This is a genomic window from Anabaena azotica SJ-1 (assembly GCF_047275885.1).
Lineage (GTDB): Bacteria > Cyanobacteriota > Cyanobacteriia > Cyanobacteriales > Nostocaceae > Trichormus_B > Trichormus_B azotica_A.
In genome coordinates, this window is the sequence record NZ_CP178454.1 from 121,666 (window position 1) to 137,014 (window position 15,349).

13 protein-coding genes are annotated in these 15,349 nt (G+C 36.7%); 3 read left to right on the top strand and 10 right to left on the bottom strand.

Annotated elements, in window-relative coordinates; translation table 11 throughout:
• Positions 1-52: 52 nt before the first annotated feature.
• Both ACLLO5_RS00560 and surE read right to left on the bottom strand, forming a co-directional pair.
• Complete coding sequence (locus ACLLO5_RS00560; RefSeq protein WP_413173557.1) at positions 53-940, bottom strand: MBL fold metallo-hydrolase; 888 nt, start codon at positions 938-940, stop codon at positions 53-55.
• Between the two features lie 365 nt (positions 941-1,305).
• Positions 1,306-2,103: a 5'/3'-nucleotidase SurE gene (gene surE / locus ACLLO5_RS00565; RefSeq protein WP_413173558.1), complete on the bottom strand. Its 798-nt coding sequence runs from the start codon at positions 2,101-2,103 to the stop codon at positions 1,306-1,308.
• 268 nt (positions 2,104-2,371) lie between these two features.
• Between surE and pheS the strand changes: the two genes are divergently transcribed.
• Positions 2,372-3,364 carry a phenylalanine--tRNA ligase subunit alpha gene (pheS, locus tag ACLLO5_RS00570; protein WP_413173559.1) on the top strand — a complete coding sequence of 331 codons (993 nt, stop codon included), beginning with the start codon at positions 2,372-2,374 and terminating at the stop codon, positions 3,362-3,364.
• A 59-nt stretch (positions 3,365-3,423) separates the two neighbouring features.
• Positions 3,424-3,897 carry an AAA family ATPase gene (locus ACLLO5_RS00575; RefSeq protein WP_413173560.1) on the top strand — a complete coding sequence of 158 codons (474 nt, stop codon included), beginning with the start codon at positions 3,424-3,426 and terminating at the stop codon, positions 3,895-3,897.
• Between the two features lie 16 nt (positions 3,898-3,913).
• On the opposite strand, the gene ACLLO5_RS00580 is transcribed toward ACLLO5_RS00575, so the two are convergent.
• The 8 genes from ACLLO5_RS00580 to ACLLO5_RS00615 all read right to left on the bottom strand — a co-directional run bounded on the left by ACLLO5_RS00580 (position 3,914) and on the right by ACLLO5_RS00615 (position 11,859).
• Positions 3,914-4,435: a GNAT family N-acetyltransferase gene (locus tag ACLLO5_RS00580; protein WP_413173561.1), complete on the bottom strand. Its 522-nt coding sequence runs from the start codon at positions 4,433-4,435 to the stop codon at positions 3,914-3,916.
• On the bottom strand, positions 4,425-4,709 hold the full coding sequence (locus ACLLO5_RS00585; RefSeq protein ID WP_413173562.1) for a DUF1778 domain-containing protein: 285 nt from the start codon (positions 4,707-4,709) through the stop codon (positions 4,425-4,427). The genes ACLLO5_RS00580 and ACLLO5_RS00585 overlap by 11 nt, the downstream gene beginning before the upstream one ends.
• 232 nt (positions 4,710-4,941) lie before the next feature.
• Positions 4,942-6,387 carry a RecQ family ATP-dependent DNA helicase gene (locus ACLLO5_RS00590; protein WP_413173563.1) on the bottom strand — a complete coding sequence of 482 codons (1,446 nt, stop codon included), beginning with the start codon at positions 6,385-6,387 and terminating at the stop codon, positions 4,942-4,944.
• Positions 6,384-7,088, bottom strand: a complete 705-nt coding sequence (locus ACLLO5_RS00595; RefSeq protein ID WP_413173564.1) for a hypothetical protein — start codon at positions 7,086-7,088, stop codon at positions 6,384-6,386. Before ACLLO5_RS00595 ends, ACLLO5_RS00590 begins: the two co-directional genes overlap by 4 nt.
• Positions 7,089-7,093: 5 nt before the next feature.
• The gene (locus tag ACLLO5_RS00600) at positions 7,094-8,383 is read right to left on the bottom strand and encodes an AAA family ATPase (protein ID WP_413173565.1); all 1,290 of its coding nucleotides are present in this window, start codon (positions 8,381-8,383) and stop codon (positions 7,094-7,096) included.
• 36 nt (positions 8,384-8,419) lie between these two features.
• Positions 8,420-9,436, bottom strand: coding sequence for a hypothetical protein (locus ACLLO5_RS00605; RefSeq protein WP_413173566.1), 1,017 nt, complete (start codon positions 9,434-9,436; stop codon positions 8,420-8,422).
• A 160-nt stretch (positions 9,437-9,596) separates the two neighbouring features.
• Positions 9,597-11,189, bottom strand: coding sequence for a 2-isopropylmalate synthase (locus ACLLO5_RS00610; protein ID WP_413173567.1), 1,593 nt, complete (start codon positions 11,187-11,189; stop codon positions 9,597-9,599).
• A 148-nt stretch (positions 11,190-11,337) separates the two neighbouring features.
• On the bottom strand, positions 11,338-11,859 hold the full coding sequence (locus ACLLO5_RS00615; protein WP_013192686.1) for an NYN domain-containing protein: 522 nt from the start codon (positions 11,857-11,859) through the stop codon (positions 11,338-11,340).
• Between the two features lie 1,154 nt (positions 11,860-13,013).
• Here ACLLO5_RS00615 and ACLLO5_RS00620 point away from each other — a divergent pair.
• Complete coding sequence (locus ACLLO5_RS00620) at positions 13,014-15,341, top strand: CHASE2 domain-containing protein (RefSeq protein WP_413173568.1); 2,328 nt, start codon at positions 13,014-13,016, stop codon at positions 15,339-15,341.
• Positions 15,342-15,349: the final 8 nt, after the last annotated feature.

The window sequence follows — 15,349 nt, forward strand, 5'->3', positions numbered from 1 at the left end:
GCTGGGGAAAGTTACCTACCCCTCAAAAATCCCTCGTCTGAATTCTGGATACTTACTTGCCAATTGGCATTGATTCTGATAGAGGATCTAAAACTGGAACTTGGAGTATTAATCCCTCTCTAGCCATGATTGCACCAGGAAATTTCTCAAATACTTGTTTGCCTACATTATCTAAGAAATCATCGTTGTGGCCAGGATCATGATGGTAAATTACCAGGGTTTTGACGTTGGCTGCTTGTGCTACTTTCACTGCTTCTTGCCAAGTAGAATGTCCCCAGCCCATTTTTGGTGATTTTGGGGAATAGTATTCATCATCGGTATAGGTGGAATCGTAAATCAAGATGTCGGCATCGCGAGCTAACCAAAGAACATTTTCGTCCAATTTGTCGGGGAAATGTTCTGTATCTGTGATGTAAGCAGCTGCTCCACCATGCCAGTTAACTCTATATCCCACCGCTTCACCGGGATGGTTTAAATGTCTGGTTTCTATAATAATGTCATGAATGTGGATGGGTTGCCCTGCTTTAATGTTGTGAAAATTCAAATTGGCTTGCATAATCTGCAAGGGTACAGGGAAGTTGGGATGAAGCATCTGGTCATTGAGGCGTTGCTCAATGGTAGAGCCATCGGGAGCGATCGCTCCATAAATATTAAATTGATTACCTTTGATAAAAGCTGGGCTAAAGAAAGGAAACCCCTGCATATGATCCCAATGGGAGTGCGTGAAGAAGATATGACCTTCTACGGGCATTTGAGACAATAGCGATTGACCTAAAACGTGGACTCCCGTACCACAATCAAAGATTAAGCGTTTACCCCCGACTTGCATGGCTACGCAAGGGGTATTACCGCCATAGCGAACTGTGCTTGAACCTGGACAGGGGATGCTGCCCCTAACGCCCCAAAATTGGACTGTAAATTGATTCTCTATCCTAGACATGGGTGTTGGTTGCTGGACTGAGCGGGTAATCAATCAAAAAAATGCTTCTTATGTTTTTTAGTTTATGCTGTCTTACCATCTTGGTTATAATATGTATTTTAGTAAAAAATCATACCCTATAACCGTTACAAGAAAGCTAAAAGTCAAAAATTATTTGTTTCTGGCTTTTCTTGTCTTGCTGTGAGTTGGCTGATTTGTGTCATTCTGTGATAGTAGATACGGAGTGAAGCTGATAGAGTATAACTCTCAATGCCCCATAATTTATTATGTAATCATTTATCCCAATATAACTCCTAAATTTATATGGTAAGTTTTATTGTAAAAGATTTAATTGACACTCCAGCCTTAACCTCATACCAAAAAATTTACGGAAATTTAAATTCCCACGTGGACAGTTGATGCAGTCCATTGGCATAAGTAAGATTGTATTGCAATGGAGTAATACTAATGAAGTTATTACGGATGACTTCTACATCAGTGGGGATGTCTGACGGCAGATTTAAACCTGCTGGTGGTTGCACATCTTCTAGAACCTCTCCTGTTAACCAGTAGTAAGTTTTACCACGGGGGTCTACTCGCTTGTTAAAAACATCTACATAGCGACGCACTCCTTGACGGGTAAGAGTAGCACCAGCGATTTCTTCCCAGGGAATAGGAGGAATGTTGACGTTAAGTAACATTAAATCTGGTAATGGTTCTGCTGTCAGTTGGTCAACTAGCAGTTTGGCAAATTTGGCAGCTGGTTCAAAGTCTTTGTGAGTATGACTGGTTAGACTGAGGGCAATACTAGGAATGCCTTCTATTATACCTTCCATTGCTGCGGAAACAGTTCCTGAGTAAAGAATTTCTGTTCCTAAATTGGCACCTTGGTTAATTCCAGATAACACTAAATCAGGAGGGGAATCGAGTAAAGCCCACAAAGCTAATTTTACACAGTCGGATGGTGTCCCGTCACAAGCCCAAGCATTAATAGCAGGATGAAACAGGGATTCAACCATTTCAGCGCGAATTGGTTGATGTAAGGTTAATCCATGTCCTGTTGCCGATCGCTCTCGATCTGGACAAACTACACTAACATCATGGCCTGCTTCGGCTAGAGTGTTAGCTAAGGTGCGGATACCCAAAGCGGAAATACCATCATCGTTACTAATTAGTAATTTCATCTGTTACTGTTCATTGGGCATTAAAATTTTAGTGATCATTAGTTATTAGCCATTAACTGGGTGTTGGTTGTCAGTGTTTTTGGTCACACAGGCAAGAAAAAAATTTCTCATGCTTGATCGCTTCTAAACTGGTAAACAGAGGAGAGGCTTTAACGAATGCCGTTGACTTAATTAATGGCAGATTGCTAAGGTTAATCGTCCTTTGTCAGTTTTTGGTTGTTTGTATTTTGCCATTGACCACTGACTAATAACTAATGACTAATAACTAATGACTAGTAATTTAGAGGATCAACTTTTAGCATTGCGGCAGGAAGGAGAAGCAGCGATCGCATCTGCTGATACCCTAGAACGCCTGGAAGAACTCAGAATTAACTATTTGGGCAAAAAAGGGCAATTAGGGGCGCTGTTACGCAGCATGGGACAGATGAGTGCGGAAGAGCGTCCAAAAATTGGGGCGATCGCCAACACAGTTAAAGAAGCTTTACAAAACAGTCTTGACCAGCAACGCGCCGCTTTAGAATCTGCTCAAATTCAAGCACAACTAGAGGCTGAAACATTAGACGTGACCATGCCGGGTATCTATCGCCCCCAAGGTCGCATACATCCTCTCAATGGTATCATTGATCAGGCACTAGATATCTTTGTAGGCATGGGCTACACTGTCGCCCAAGGGTCAGAGATGGAAACAGATTACTACAATTTTGAGGCTCTTAACACCCCTCAAGACCATCCAGCCCGTGATATGCAGGATACCTTTTATTTACCAGATGGTAATTTACTGCGGACTCACACCTCATCTGTGCAAATTCGCTACATGGAAAAGGAAGAACCACCATTTCGCATCGTTGCCCCAGGTCGAGTTTACCGAAGAGATGATGTAGATGCAACCCACTCCGCAGTTTTTCATCAAATTGAATTATTAGCAGTTGATGAAGGACTAACTTTTACAGACCTCAAAGGAACTGTGAAGATGTTTTTGCAAGCGATGTTTGGTGATTTACCCATTCGTTTCCGCGCTAGTTATTTTCCCTTTACTGAACCTTCTGCGGAAGTAGATTTACAGTGGAATGGACGCTGGTTAGAGGTAATGGGTTGTGGTATGGTTGACCCAAATGTACTTAAATCTGTAGGTTACGACCCAGAAATTTATAGCGGTTTTGCCGCCGGTTTCGGTGTAGAACGTTTTGCAATGGTGTTACATCAAATTGATGATATTCGCCGTTTGTATAATAGCGATTTGCGCTTTTTAAAGCAGTTTTAATGTAGGGGCGGGGTTTCCCCGTCCTTGATAAGGTTAAATAGACCACAGATGACAAGACAATGTATAGACTTTTAATATTTGGTAATTCTGGTTCTGGAAAAAGCACGCTTGCCAAGAAATTGGCAGAAGAGTTAAATATTCCTATTCTTGATTTGGATACTATTGTGTGGGAACCAAATCAAATCGCCATCAGACGTGATCAGGAAGATGCAGCTAATGATCTGCGAGATTTCATAAAAAATAATACTGCTTGGATAATTGAAGGTTGTTACAGTACGCTAATTAAAATTGCTCTTGAATCTGCCACTGAAATCTATTTTCTCAATCCCGGTATAGTTCAATGTCTTGAAAATAACCAAAATCGCCCTTGGGAACCGCACAAATTTAAATCACCGCAAGCACAAGCAGAAACTTTTGAGTTTTTAAACAGTTGGATTCAACAATACACAGAGCGTGATGATGAATTTGGTTATTCATCCCATCGCGCCATATTTGAGCAATTTCAGGGCAAAAAATATGAAATTAGGGAATAATAATTATATTTTAAATTTAAAAATTAAACTCTTTAGCAATTGTTTCTATAGGTAAAAACAAAGATAATTCCCGATCTAAAAAAGGAATAAACTCATGTTTCAGATAAAATTCCCTAGCTTGTAAATCTATAGCATCAACTCTCACTGCGAAAATACCAATTTCTTGAGCAGCGCGAACAATACGATATAGAGCATCTGCTAAAAGTTCTCCCCCTAAACCTTGTCCCTTTGCAGTATTATCAACTGCTAATTTACCAATTAAAGTAGCAGGAATCGGATAAGCAGGTATTCTTTTTTGATAAGATTCAGGCAAAGATTCATACTCAATAATACTCGCGTTCAGTGTATAGTAACCATCAACTTTCATACTTCCTGATTCTCTCACCGCCACAAAGGTTTTAGCAATACCTTTTTGATGGTTTTGTCGAGCATATTTTTTCAGGTAATCATTGAGAACCTGATAACCACAGTCAAAAGAATCCTTTTTATATTTCTTCTCAATCGGTAAAAAATTCCATCTTCCTTCACTATTTGTCATATTTATCCCTAAACTTTTTCAAGGTAGTTTTGAGTTTTCCCTTGAGTTTTGGGGGATTTTCCATCACAGACATAAATAAATCTCTATCCCGACTAGATAAAACCAGCCTTTCATGGGCATCTATTTCCTGTCTAGCAATGGGAAGCAGATGCGATAGAGTATAAGCACTCAAAGAAACTCCTTTCAGTGCTGCTGCTTGTTCTAAGAGTTCTTTTTGCTCTTGTGTAACTCTTAAATCAAGTCTATTGTCTTTGGGAGAAGAGGTTTCTAACATCTTGGCTATTTAGTGAACACCTTCAATTGAGATCATAGCATTTTAGGTGTACAATGTACACACAACTCAATGTCAATTTGAAATTGATGCAAAAATAATATAAGTAGGTAGGCGTTAAAAATTGTCGTTATCACAAGGCAAGAGGCAAGAGGTAAAAGGCAAGAGAGAAGAGGTTTTTAGGATAATTTACTTTTCTTTACATACTTTGGTTTTTTCCCGTCTTTCTACTTAATTATTTTCGACAATTATCACAATGTCCACAACTCCAATTTTCAGCTTCCTTCCCAAAACCAAAAGCATTTAACAAAAACTGCCAACGACACTTTTTAGTATGCAAATATTCACCCATTTGTTTAGCAGCTTGTAATTGCATTTGTGGCTGATTTCCCGACTTTCCAGAAATAGCATAATGAAAAGGATCAAGCCATTGCAATTGTCCACTACTATGAAGTAAAGAAAGCGCATTTGCACCATCAGGAAATTGTTTAATTACTGATGTTACTTCTCCTTGTTTGGGTAACTTTTTAGCTAACTGTTGCGCTTTTTGTTGTTGCTTTAACATTTGTTCTGTGAAAAAGTGCTGTCTTTGTTTATCTTCAGCATCTAAAAAACCCGTCGGTTCACTAATTAAAGTTAATGCTTCCGCTGGTTTTCCATCTCTTCCCGCACGTCCTATTTCTTGCACATATTCAGATAATAAATGTGGTGCATGAAAATGGATAACCCAGCGACAGTCAGATTTATTTATCCCCATCCCAAAAGCACAGGTACAAACCACGAATGGTATTTTTCCACCTAACCAACTTGCTTCTACTGCGCGTCTTTCTGTTGCACCTAATCCCGCATGATAACTAGCAGTATTATACCCAATTTCTGCTAACCATGCTGCTAATTCTTCGCTATCTTTCCGAGTTCTGACATAAATCAAACCTGCTTGATTTTGATGCTTTTGAATAAACTTTAATAATTGTTGTTTTCTACCTCTTGGTGTCCAAACAATTTTCACATTAAGATGTAAATTATTTCGGTAAGGATTGAGTTTATAAATATCAGGTTTTTGTAATTGTAAAACATCAGCAATTATCTTTTGTGCTGAAGGATCAGCCGTAGCAGTAAAAGCTGCTAAACTAATTTTTGTACCTGATGGTTTTGATTTTAATAACGCTGGACGAACTGCACCCAAACGTCGATAAGCTGGACGAAATGTATCACCCCATTGTACTAAACAATGTGCTTCATCTAGGATAATTCCATTAATTTGTAATTGGGGATGAGATAATCTTTCCCATACTGGAGAACTTAATAACGTTTCTGGTGATAAATATAATAATCTTAATTGTTGTTTTTCTAAAGCTTGCAATGTTGCACGACGTTGGGATGTAGATAATTCACTATGTAAAAGTGCAGCTTTTTGATTTCGTTGTTTGAGTTCTTCAACTTGGTTTTCCATCAATGCAACCAAGGGAGAAACTACTAAAGTTAATCCGGTTTTTAATAATGCAGGAAGTTGAAAACAAATTGACTTTCCCCCACCTGTAGGCATAATTATTAAAGCATCTTTTTGTGATAATAAACTCTTGACAATTTCTCCCTGTGGTGTACGGAAATCTTCATAACCCCAGATTTGTTTTAATGCAGTACGGACTTCGGCTAAGGATGTATTATTGGGTTGATTCATATTCTTCCCTTGGGACGATGAATAGCCTTACCTTGGTGATCAAAACAATCTCCAGAAGTTCCCGGAAACGCAGCAATAAATCTTTTTAGAATTTCAGGATCATCTTTAAATACAGTCATCCACACTGAGAAAAAACCACGACCTTTTGCATTACTAATAATTTGTTTTCTCATTTCAGGAGTATCATTATTTTGTAAGTCAGAAAATGCTTCTTGAGCAACTTGCAAAGTTTCAAATCTTTCTTTCCAACGCTCATCTGCTGGAGTAATGTTAGGATGTCCGGGTTTTCTATCTAAACCAACTAAATCTAATGTGTTTTTTGCTATTGATTTTTCTGGATCAGAGAGCAAGGAATTTACCTTTACATTTCCGCTTACAGGATTATATTCAAAAATTCGGAATGTATTATCTATATCAGCCCAATAAAAGTTTTTTCTCCTGATTAGAGAACGTCCTTTAATATCGTTACAAACTCTACAAGAAATCAAAAAATTATGCCAAATAGTTTGTAGTCTTGGATAATGCTGTTTTGGTAAAATATGCTCCACATCACGAACATTTGTTACTGGTTTCTCGCAATAGCAGCAGTAATGTCCTATTTTATCAATCAAGTGTGTTTTAGCATCTTGATATTTCCTGAAAACAATTTTTTGACCTGTTTGTGGATCACTTGGTATACTTCCACGTTGAACTGGACGCACTGTGATTATTCTCCTAATTTTGCTAAACGCTTCATTTTCAAAAAAGCATGATAGGCAATATCATTACTATATGGTTCTATTAATTCATCTAGTTGTGATTTTAAATTTTCCAATTCTTCAGAAGAATAATTATTAGCATTTTCTAACATTTGATAATATCTTTCAGCCGTTTTCATCATCTGTTCATATCGTTCATTTCTATTTGTATTAGGCGTGTGCATAATATATTCTGTAATATATTCCTGATACTTATTTTCATATTCTGCTGCTGGGATTAAATCGGGATTATTTAGATCAATTAATTCTCCCTCTCTTAATGATTGAATAATTAATGGTGAATGGGTAGTAGCGAAAAATTGAATCTTAGGAAATGTTCTTTTTAAATCTTCAACTACTCGACGTTGCCATTTAGGATGTAAGTGTAAATCAATTTCATCAATTAATACAATACCTGGTGTTAGTCGCGCAGCTTCACTACCAAGTTGAGGATTTAAAACTGCTGCACGATAGGCAATATCGGCAACCATGCCAACCATATTTCTTACACCATCGCTGAGTTTATTAAAAATTTGGGAATTTCCATCCAGGGATCTAACAACTAAATTATCTTCACGATCATCGTATTTTAGGTCAATCCAATTATCTATTTGACAAGCAGATAAAGCATTTAAAATTGCTGGATGAGTTATTACAGATCCTTCCCCGAATATAATTTCAAATCGAAACCAATTCAGAATTAAACTTGATCTAGGATCAAAACACTCTGTGTATCCCCAAAAACGGGATTGTCTTGTTGGTGAATTTCTCATATCCTCTAACTTTTGATCATCCTGTTGATCGATCCAAAGCCTACCTGTTCCATAATATGCTACTAAAGGAAGGTTGACGTTTTGAGAATTGTTCACTTTTTCTCTTAGAGAATCTGCATATTGGAGAATATTTGGAGATTGGCTTCTAGGATTTATTCTTGAATTTATATAAGCAGTAGACCATTCAATTTGAACATCATTAATTATAGATTTACAAAATAATGTGACAGGAAATTTTAATTCAATTGTCTGATTTCTAACTTGTCTAATATCTGAATTTTGGATTATACTTTTATTATGAGATGTGTTCTCTCTAATTTCAGGAAGATGATATATCAATACTCCAATTATCAATCTTAGTGCGTCACAAAATGAAGTTTTACCAGTACCATTATCACCGATAATAACGTTAAATTGATCGGAAAACTCAAAAACTTTATGCTCAAAGCATCGAAAATTTTGAAGTTCAAGTTGTTGTATTTTCATTTTATTAATCGTAAATTATAAATAAACAAATTTTTTCTAAACTTGAGAAAAATTAACACCTTTATTTTCTAAGTAAATTTTAATTTCTTGAAAGTTTACAATATCATCTTTACTGAGATATTCAAATGGTTCTGTTAAATATATACCATTCCAATTATCAAAAAAATAATCGTTTTTTTGAGCTAACATTTTAATTTTTGATGTGTTTTTATTTAGTAAAGATAAAATTCTACTTTGGTTATCCCATTTACCAATATAATTCTTGCCAATGTACTCATTTTGTTTCCTATATTGAAGCAAATTAAACAAAATTGGTGCTATATCTTTAGTATACTTTAATTGCAATTCCATATTTTGAGTATGTTTAATCAAAAATATTATTTTTTCAAGTTTATTGTTAAATCCTGGTAATTCAATCAAAGGTATCATACTAGCGTACTTAATATATTGGGAGTCAAAGTCTATAGCTTCAACATATTCAAAACTTTTGATCCTGATAGGATTGTGTCGTTGTCGAAACTTTAATAAACATCCTGGCTTGATAAGATTTTTAATATTATCTGGAATTTTATTTATAGAGAAAAAATTATTGTAACAATTGTAAGTCCTGAGAAAACCATATCCTTTTTCAAAGTTTGTTTTAGTAACAAGACCTAAAATCCTATTGTTATTATCAATACTTAAAATTGAGAGAATCATTCTTTTAATATCTTTTACAAAATTATCTTTTTTTTCATGCCACTCCTTACGATGAATACGATTTTTATGTTTATGGTAATATGGTAAACCCTCAGTGTATTGGATGTTTTTATTACAGCAATGTCCTCGGTAAAATAATGGTTTTAACTCCAACTGAATAGAATATAGATCATCTTGATAATGAATAAAATCTTGTTGACAATTAACTTCTTTTAAAGTTATACCTGCTAACCCAAATGTATATTTAAGGATAAATTTGATGTAATCTTCAAAAGTAGGAAAATTGAAACTATTAATATTTAATTGAGAATCAATACCTTCAAAATCAATATTCTCAAAGTTTTTATCCAACATTGGTGTTTATATAATTATGATGATAAAATTTGAATATTTTATACTACATATTGGTATATGTGAGCAGTTCTAAAACAAAAAATTGAAATAAAAATATATATTAATTTATGTACTGGAATTGTTACAAATGGGTTAGCTAAATAACTAACCCACTCTATGACTAAGCTGTTACTTCTTCTTTGGCTTGTTGTTCCAATGCAGCATACAGCCTATTAAGTGCATTTACATAAGCCTGAGCCGATGCCACAATGATATCTGTATTGGCTGCATGACCAGAAAATACACGGGATTCATAACGCAAGCGAATCGTCACTTCGCCTAAAGCATCAATTCCACCTGTAACTGATTGCACAGAAAATTCAATTAACTCATTTGGTACATTCACTACTCGGTTGATGGCTTTATAAACTGCATCAACTGGACCTGTACCGATCGCTGCATCGGTTAATTCTTCACCGTTGGGAGTGCGGAGAGTGACTGTAGCGGTGGGTTGAGCGTTGCTACCACAGGAAACCTGTACCAATTCTACTTTAAATAAATCGGGTGCTTGTTGGATTTCGTCGTTAACGATCGCTTCCAAATCCCAATCTGAGATTTCTTTCTTTTTGTCTGCTACTTCTTTGAATCGAACGAAGGCTTTATTTAACTCATTTTCAGACAATTCAAAGCCCAATTCTTTTAAACGAGTGCGGAAGGCGTTTCTACCGGAATGTTTACCCAAGACGATTTGATTGTCTGTTAAACCAATCAATTGGGCATCCATTATCTCATAGGTGAGTTTGTTTTTCAAAACTCCGTCTTGATGAATGCCTGACTCGTGTGCAAAGGCATTTGCTCCAACGATCGCCTTATTCGGTTGTACCAACATTCCTGTCAAGTTGGAAACCAAACGTGAAGTTTTATAAATTTGTTTGGTGTCAATATTAGTTAATGATTCTTGGGAATCAGCCGATCTACCAAAGAAGGGGTTAAAATATTGCCGACGGACGTGCAGTGCCATTACTAATTCTTCTAGTGCAGCGTTTCCTGCTCGTTCACCAATACCATTGATGGTACATTCTAGTTGCCTTGCGCCATTTTTCACGGCTTCTAAGAAGTTGGCCACAGCTAGACCTAAATCATTATGGCCGTGGACGGAAATAATGGCTTTGTCGATGTTGGGGACGTTTTCTGTAATGCCTTTAATGATCGCCCCAAATTCGCTGGGGGTGGTGTAACCTACGGTGTCAGGAATGTTAACTGTTGTTGCACCAGCTGCGATCGCTCTCTCCAAAACCTGATACAAAAATTCTGGATCAGATCGTCCCGCATCTTCAGGAGAAAATTCCACATCATCAGTGAAACTTTTGGCATAAGCTACCATTTCCTCAGCAATAGCAATCACTTCTGGTTTGGTTTTTTTCAGCTTATATTGCAGGTGAATATCAGAAGTGGCAATAAAAGTATGAATTCTGCCCTTAGCTGCCGGTTTAATCGCTTCTGCTGCGGCTTTGATATCATCATGCCTAGCTCTGGCCAAACTACAAATCACAGGGCCATTTTCCGTTCCTACTGTTTGGGCAATTTTCTGGACTGCTTCAAAATCACCTGGACTAGCAAAAGCAAATCCTGCTTCAATTATATCTACACCCAAACGCGCTAACTGTTTAGCAATAATTAGCTTTTCATCTATGTTTAAAGTCGCACCTGGACACTGTTCTCCATCTCGCAGTGTCGTATCAAATATGATAATTCTGTCTGCTTGATTGCTCATTTTTTTGGGTTGTTTTAGCTTGAAATTGTGGACTAAGAATACCTTGAACTTTATTTTTTAACAGTTATTCAGTTATCAACCTTTTTACTGTTCCCTGTTAAGAGTTCCTTGATTTAACTCTTGGCTTTGTAAATAATTGTTAATTTTACTAAGCTTCAGTTTTTTCTATTTGGTCTCTAATATCATTCAAGTCTATATACCTATCAGTAGCATTACGTAATTCTCTGGCTATCATTCCTTCTGTCGATACAACTGTAATATGCGTATTCTTTGAACGTAATAGTTCGATCGCTCTCTCAAAATCTCCGTCACCGCTGAATAAAACAACTCGGTCGTATTGGTCTACCGTATTAAACATATCGACAACAATTTCAATATCTAAATTTGCTTTTTGCGAGTAACGACCAGAGACATCATCATAGTATTCTTTGAGAATTTTAGTGCGGACTGTATATCCCAAACTAATGAGTGCATCTCTAAAACCGCGCTGATCTTGTGGATCTTTTAAGCCTGTGTACCAAAAAGCATTAATTAATGTTGTCTCTGGCTGCTCATTTTTGAAATATTCTAATACTCGTCGCGGGTCAAAAAACCAGCCATTTTTTTGTTGAGCATAGAACATATTGTTTCCGTCTACAAAAATAGACAGACGATTCATCATAGAACCCATAGAAATTTACACCTAAATAATAGATAAGAATGTAAAATTGAACAATAGATCATAGCAATTCTTAATTGGCAAGGTTGCTAATGTCTATAAGGTGGTTTTCATGTATAGCTTTTATCTTACCTCTGTCAAAGCATAAAATTGGCTAAAACATTAAATTTGTGATACTTGTAACTTTGGTTTGGTCTGCTGTTTTGGCTAACATTGTGCGCTGTTGGTGATTTAATTTAAGTTCGGTTTTTACCCAGATGAGCATCATGATAATTTGATTGGGCAATTTTTGGTAAAACTGATACTTGTGATTATCCCACTATCTGACGCTATTTAGCATTAGTTCAGATATGGTTAGTGATAGCAATTAAATAATTAGCTAGTTACTAACCTCCAAATCTTTCTCAAATCCGCTGTGATCAAAATCTACCAATAAAATTGACTTAGTAACAGGACTCTGATCTGTATATCAATCAAGTTTACTCCTAAAGAGGTATGGTATAGGCTGGCGGTAAGATCCATACTGATACCCATTAAAGACCCAAGTTACTGGTTATAACATTTAGTTGTGGTCATGAGAAGTTTGGGACGCTTTTTACCAACGAGTAGGGGAGATGGGAAAAAATAATCTTACTTTTGATAGCAAAGAGTGGTATAAGCCATACTACTGGATGCAGGAAAGACACTCACCTTAATGAAAGGGGGTAGGGTATTGGGTGTAGGAGGGTGTAGGGTGTAGGAAACCCCATCATTAAAATCAAAGGTTTCAAATTAGGAATATGTATTTCTGGTACTGCACGTCTGGAGCTACATTTCTATCTTCTCCACCATTAATATTGATAGGCTTGCACCTTTTAGGGTGTGGGACAAACTATCTTTCCCTACAACCCTACACCCTGTTTTCGGTCAAATGCTTGGGTGAAGAGCCTCTAGATAATATGTATGCAAGAATTACAGATAGATATTGCGTGAGATAGAAAGTTCGTCTGTATTTGGATAGGAAATCCTGAAAGGCAAATATACTGATGTATTTTCGGTAATAATTGAAGCATACTTGATAAATGTATAAGATTCTCATTTAAGTTTGATTGCTATTTAGAATGTTGCCTAGAACACAGCTTGTAAACAAATCACAGTATTGTACTGAAATTAACGAGTAACTCAATATGGCAGAAGAACCTACACCCACTTTAGCCGACAAATCACTCTCTGCTGCCAAGAGCCATTTAAGTAAGTTAACAAAGGGGAGTTTAACAACACCATTACACCAGTCTAAACTGATGGTGCGTTTTGGTCATCTACTTACTGGAATTTCTGCATTTTTGGCAGCAATACTAAGTGGGGTTAATGGAAGTAGGGTGCAATTGCTAGAAAATCAAGCTGTGACTACTTTTTTTCAAATGCGTGGAACGGTAGTAGCTCCACAGGATATTGTGATTTTGGCGATTGATGATCAATCTATCTCCATTCCTGAACAGTATTATAAGACTGATCCTCAACAGTATGCCTACTTAAAACCAATAAAATCCTTTCCTTATCAACGTGCAGCTTATGCTCAGGTAATAACTAAGTTAATTAATGCTGGTGCGCGTTCGGTGGCTTTAGATATAGTTTTTGATCAACCAAGTAGCTATGGTGAAGCTGATGATCGTCAATTACAGGCAGCATTGCAAAAATATGGTAGAAAAGTTACCTTAGCGGCAGTGTATGAAAATTTTACGACACATCAAGGTTCATTTCAGCAATTAACCCAACCACAGCCTATTTTTCGTTTTGGGGGGGTGTCAATAGGTGCAGTCAATTTTCCCCTGGAGGTAGATGGTAAAATTCATCGCTTATCCAGTGAATTTTCGTCTTTGTCAGCGCCAAGCACTGTTTTTAATTCAAAAATGCCCTCTTTTGAGGAAGCTGTTTTAGCAGCCGCACAAGTGAATTATTCCCAACCCAGGGGCGATCGCATTTATTTTTGGGGGAATGGGGAGACATTCAAGACAATTCCTTTGTGGTATGTGTTTGATCCAGAAAACTGGAATAATTATTTGCAACAAGGACAGTTCTTCCAAAATAAGATCGTGCTAATTGGCGCTACAGCGAAATTAAGCAATGATTATCATCCAGTAGCGATTTCACCAAACGAAAGAATGGCTGGTGTAGAAATTCACGCCAATGCGATCGCCACCTTAATGGACAATAAATCCATTGCCACAGGCATTAAAAGTCCATTATGGCGAGGGCTATTTGTACTGCTGTTGGTAAGTGGTTCATCTATAGTAGTAACGAGAAGAAAACAGGGTATCCAGCGATTTTTATTAAGTATTGCCTTAGCTGGTGTGTGGGGAGGAATTAGCTATACCAGCTTTATTTATGGTAAATTGATGTTTCCTACTACAATACCAATCATAGCGATCGCCTTAACTGGACTCTCTTATTTAGGCACTGAAGTAGCTAGGGAAAAAATCAACAAACATAACTTATTACTAATTTTTCAAAAATATAAATCTTCTCCTGTGATTCAGGAAATTATTAATCAACAAGATGACCTGCAAGACCTAATACAACAAAGGGATTTAGCATTGAACGGTAAAATTTTAGCCGGACGATACAAAATTATCAAAGTTCTTGGTGCAGGAGGATTTAGTGAAACTTACATTGCAGAAGATATACAACGTCCTGGTAATCCTCAATGCGTTGTCAAGCAACTAAAACCAGCCACCACAAAATCAGAAAATTTAGCACTTGCTAGGCGTTTATTTGGTGCAGAAGCGAAAACTTTGGAAAAATTGGGAACACATAACCAAATTCCTCAGCTTTTAGCATATTTTGAAGAAGACGAAGAATTTTATTTAATCCAAGAGTATATACTAGGACATCCTTTAAACCAGGAATTAATCTCAGGTAAGTGTATCACAGAAAACTTAACAATCTCGCTGCTAAAAGAATTATTGCAAATATTACGATTTGTTCATGAGAATGGAGTAATTCACCGAGATATTAAACCTAACAATATTATCCGTCGTCACTCCGATTGGAAACTAGTATTAATTGACTTTGGTGCTGTTAAAGAAGTTAGCACCCAAATCACCGAAAATTTTGAGTCAACCGCTTTTACCATCGGTATTGGGACAAGAGGTTATGCCCCTAATGAACAATGTTTCGGTCGTCCTAAATATAATAGTGATATTTATGCTGTGGGGATGATTGCTATTAAAGCCTTAACTGGTATATCTCCTCATGAATTAGAAAGAGATGCCAATGGAGAAGTAAAATGGCTTGACAAAGCAATAGTGAGCGAAGAATTAGCAGCAATTATTAATAAAATGGTTTTGGATGATCATCAACAGCGATATAATTCGGCATACCAAGTTTTAGAGGATCTGAATAAGTTAGTAGTTTATGAAGATGTAAATATAGGTTCAGCACAAGACTATTCTACAGATCATTTATCGACAGTTGACGCTGACGCTCCCACCTCGCCTTGGCCGGGATCTTTCTGAATTGTAGT

Bases quoted from the DNA above. Each gene is read 5' to 3' on its own strand.
- ACLLO5_RS00585 (WP_413173562.1), bottom strand. From the start codon at position 4,709: ATGTTAGAAACCTCTTCTCCCAAAGACAATAGACTTGATTTAAGAGTT.
- ACLLO5_RS00600 (WP_413173565.1), bottom strand. From the start codon at position 8,383: ATGAAAATACAACAACTTGAACTTCAAAATTTTCGATGCTTTGAGCAT.
- ACLLO5_RS00560 (WP_413173557.1), bottom strand. From the start codon at position 940: ATGTCTAGGATAGAGAATCAATTTACAGTCCAATTTTGGGGCGTTAGG.
- surE (WP_413173558.1), bottom strand. From the start codon at position 2,103: ATGAAATTACTAATTAGTAACGATGATGGTATTTCCGCTTTGGGTATC.
- ACLLO5_RS00605 (WP_413173566.1), bottom strand. From the start codon at position 9,436: ATGTTGGATAAAAACTTTGAGAATATTGATTTTGAAGGTATTGATTCT.
- ACLLO5_RS00575 (WP_413173560.1), top strand. From the start codon at position 3,424: ATGTATAGACTTTTAATATTTGGTAATTCTGGTTCTGGAAAAAGCACG.
- ACLLO5_RS00615 (WP_013192686.1), bottom strand. From the start codon at position 11,859: ATGGGTTCTATGATGAATCGTCTGTCTATTTTTGTAGACGGAAACAAT.
- ACLLO5_RS00620 (WP_413173568.1), top strand. From the start codon at position 13,014: ATGGCAGAAGAACCTACACCCACTTTAGCCGACAAATCACTCTCTGCT.
- pheS (WP_413173559.1), top strand. From the start codon at position 2,372: ATGACTAGTAATTTAGAGGATCAACTTTTAGCATTGCGGCAGGAAGGA.
- ACLLO5_RS00580 (WP_413173561.1), bottom strand. From the start codon at position 4,435: ATGACAAATAGTGAAGGAAGATGGAATTTTTTACCGATTGAGAAGAAA.
- ACLLO5_RS00590 (WP_413173563.1), bottom strand. From the start codon at position 6,387: ATGAATCAACCCAATAATACATCCTTAGCCGAAGTCCGTACTGCATTA.
- ACLLO5_RS00610 (WP_413173567.1), bottom strand. From the start codon at position 11,189: ATGAGCAATCAAGCAGACAGAATTATCATATTTGATACGACACTGCGA.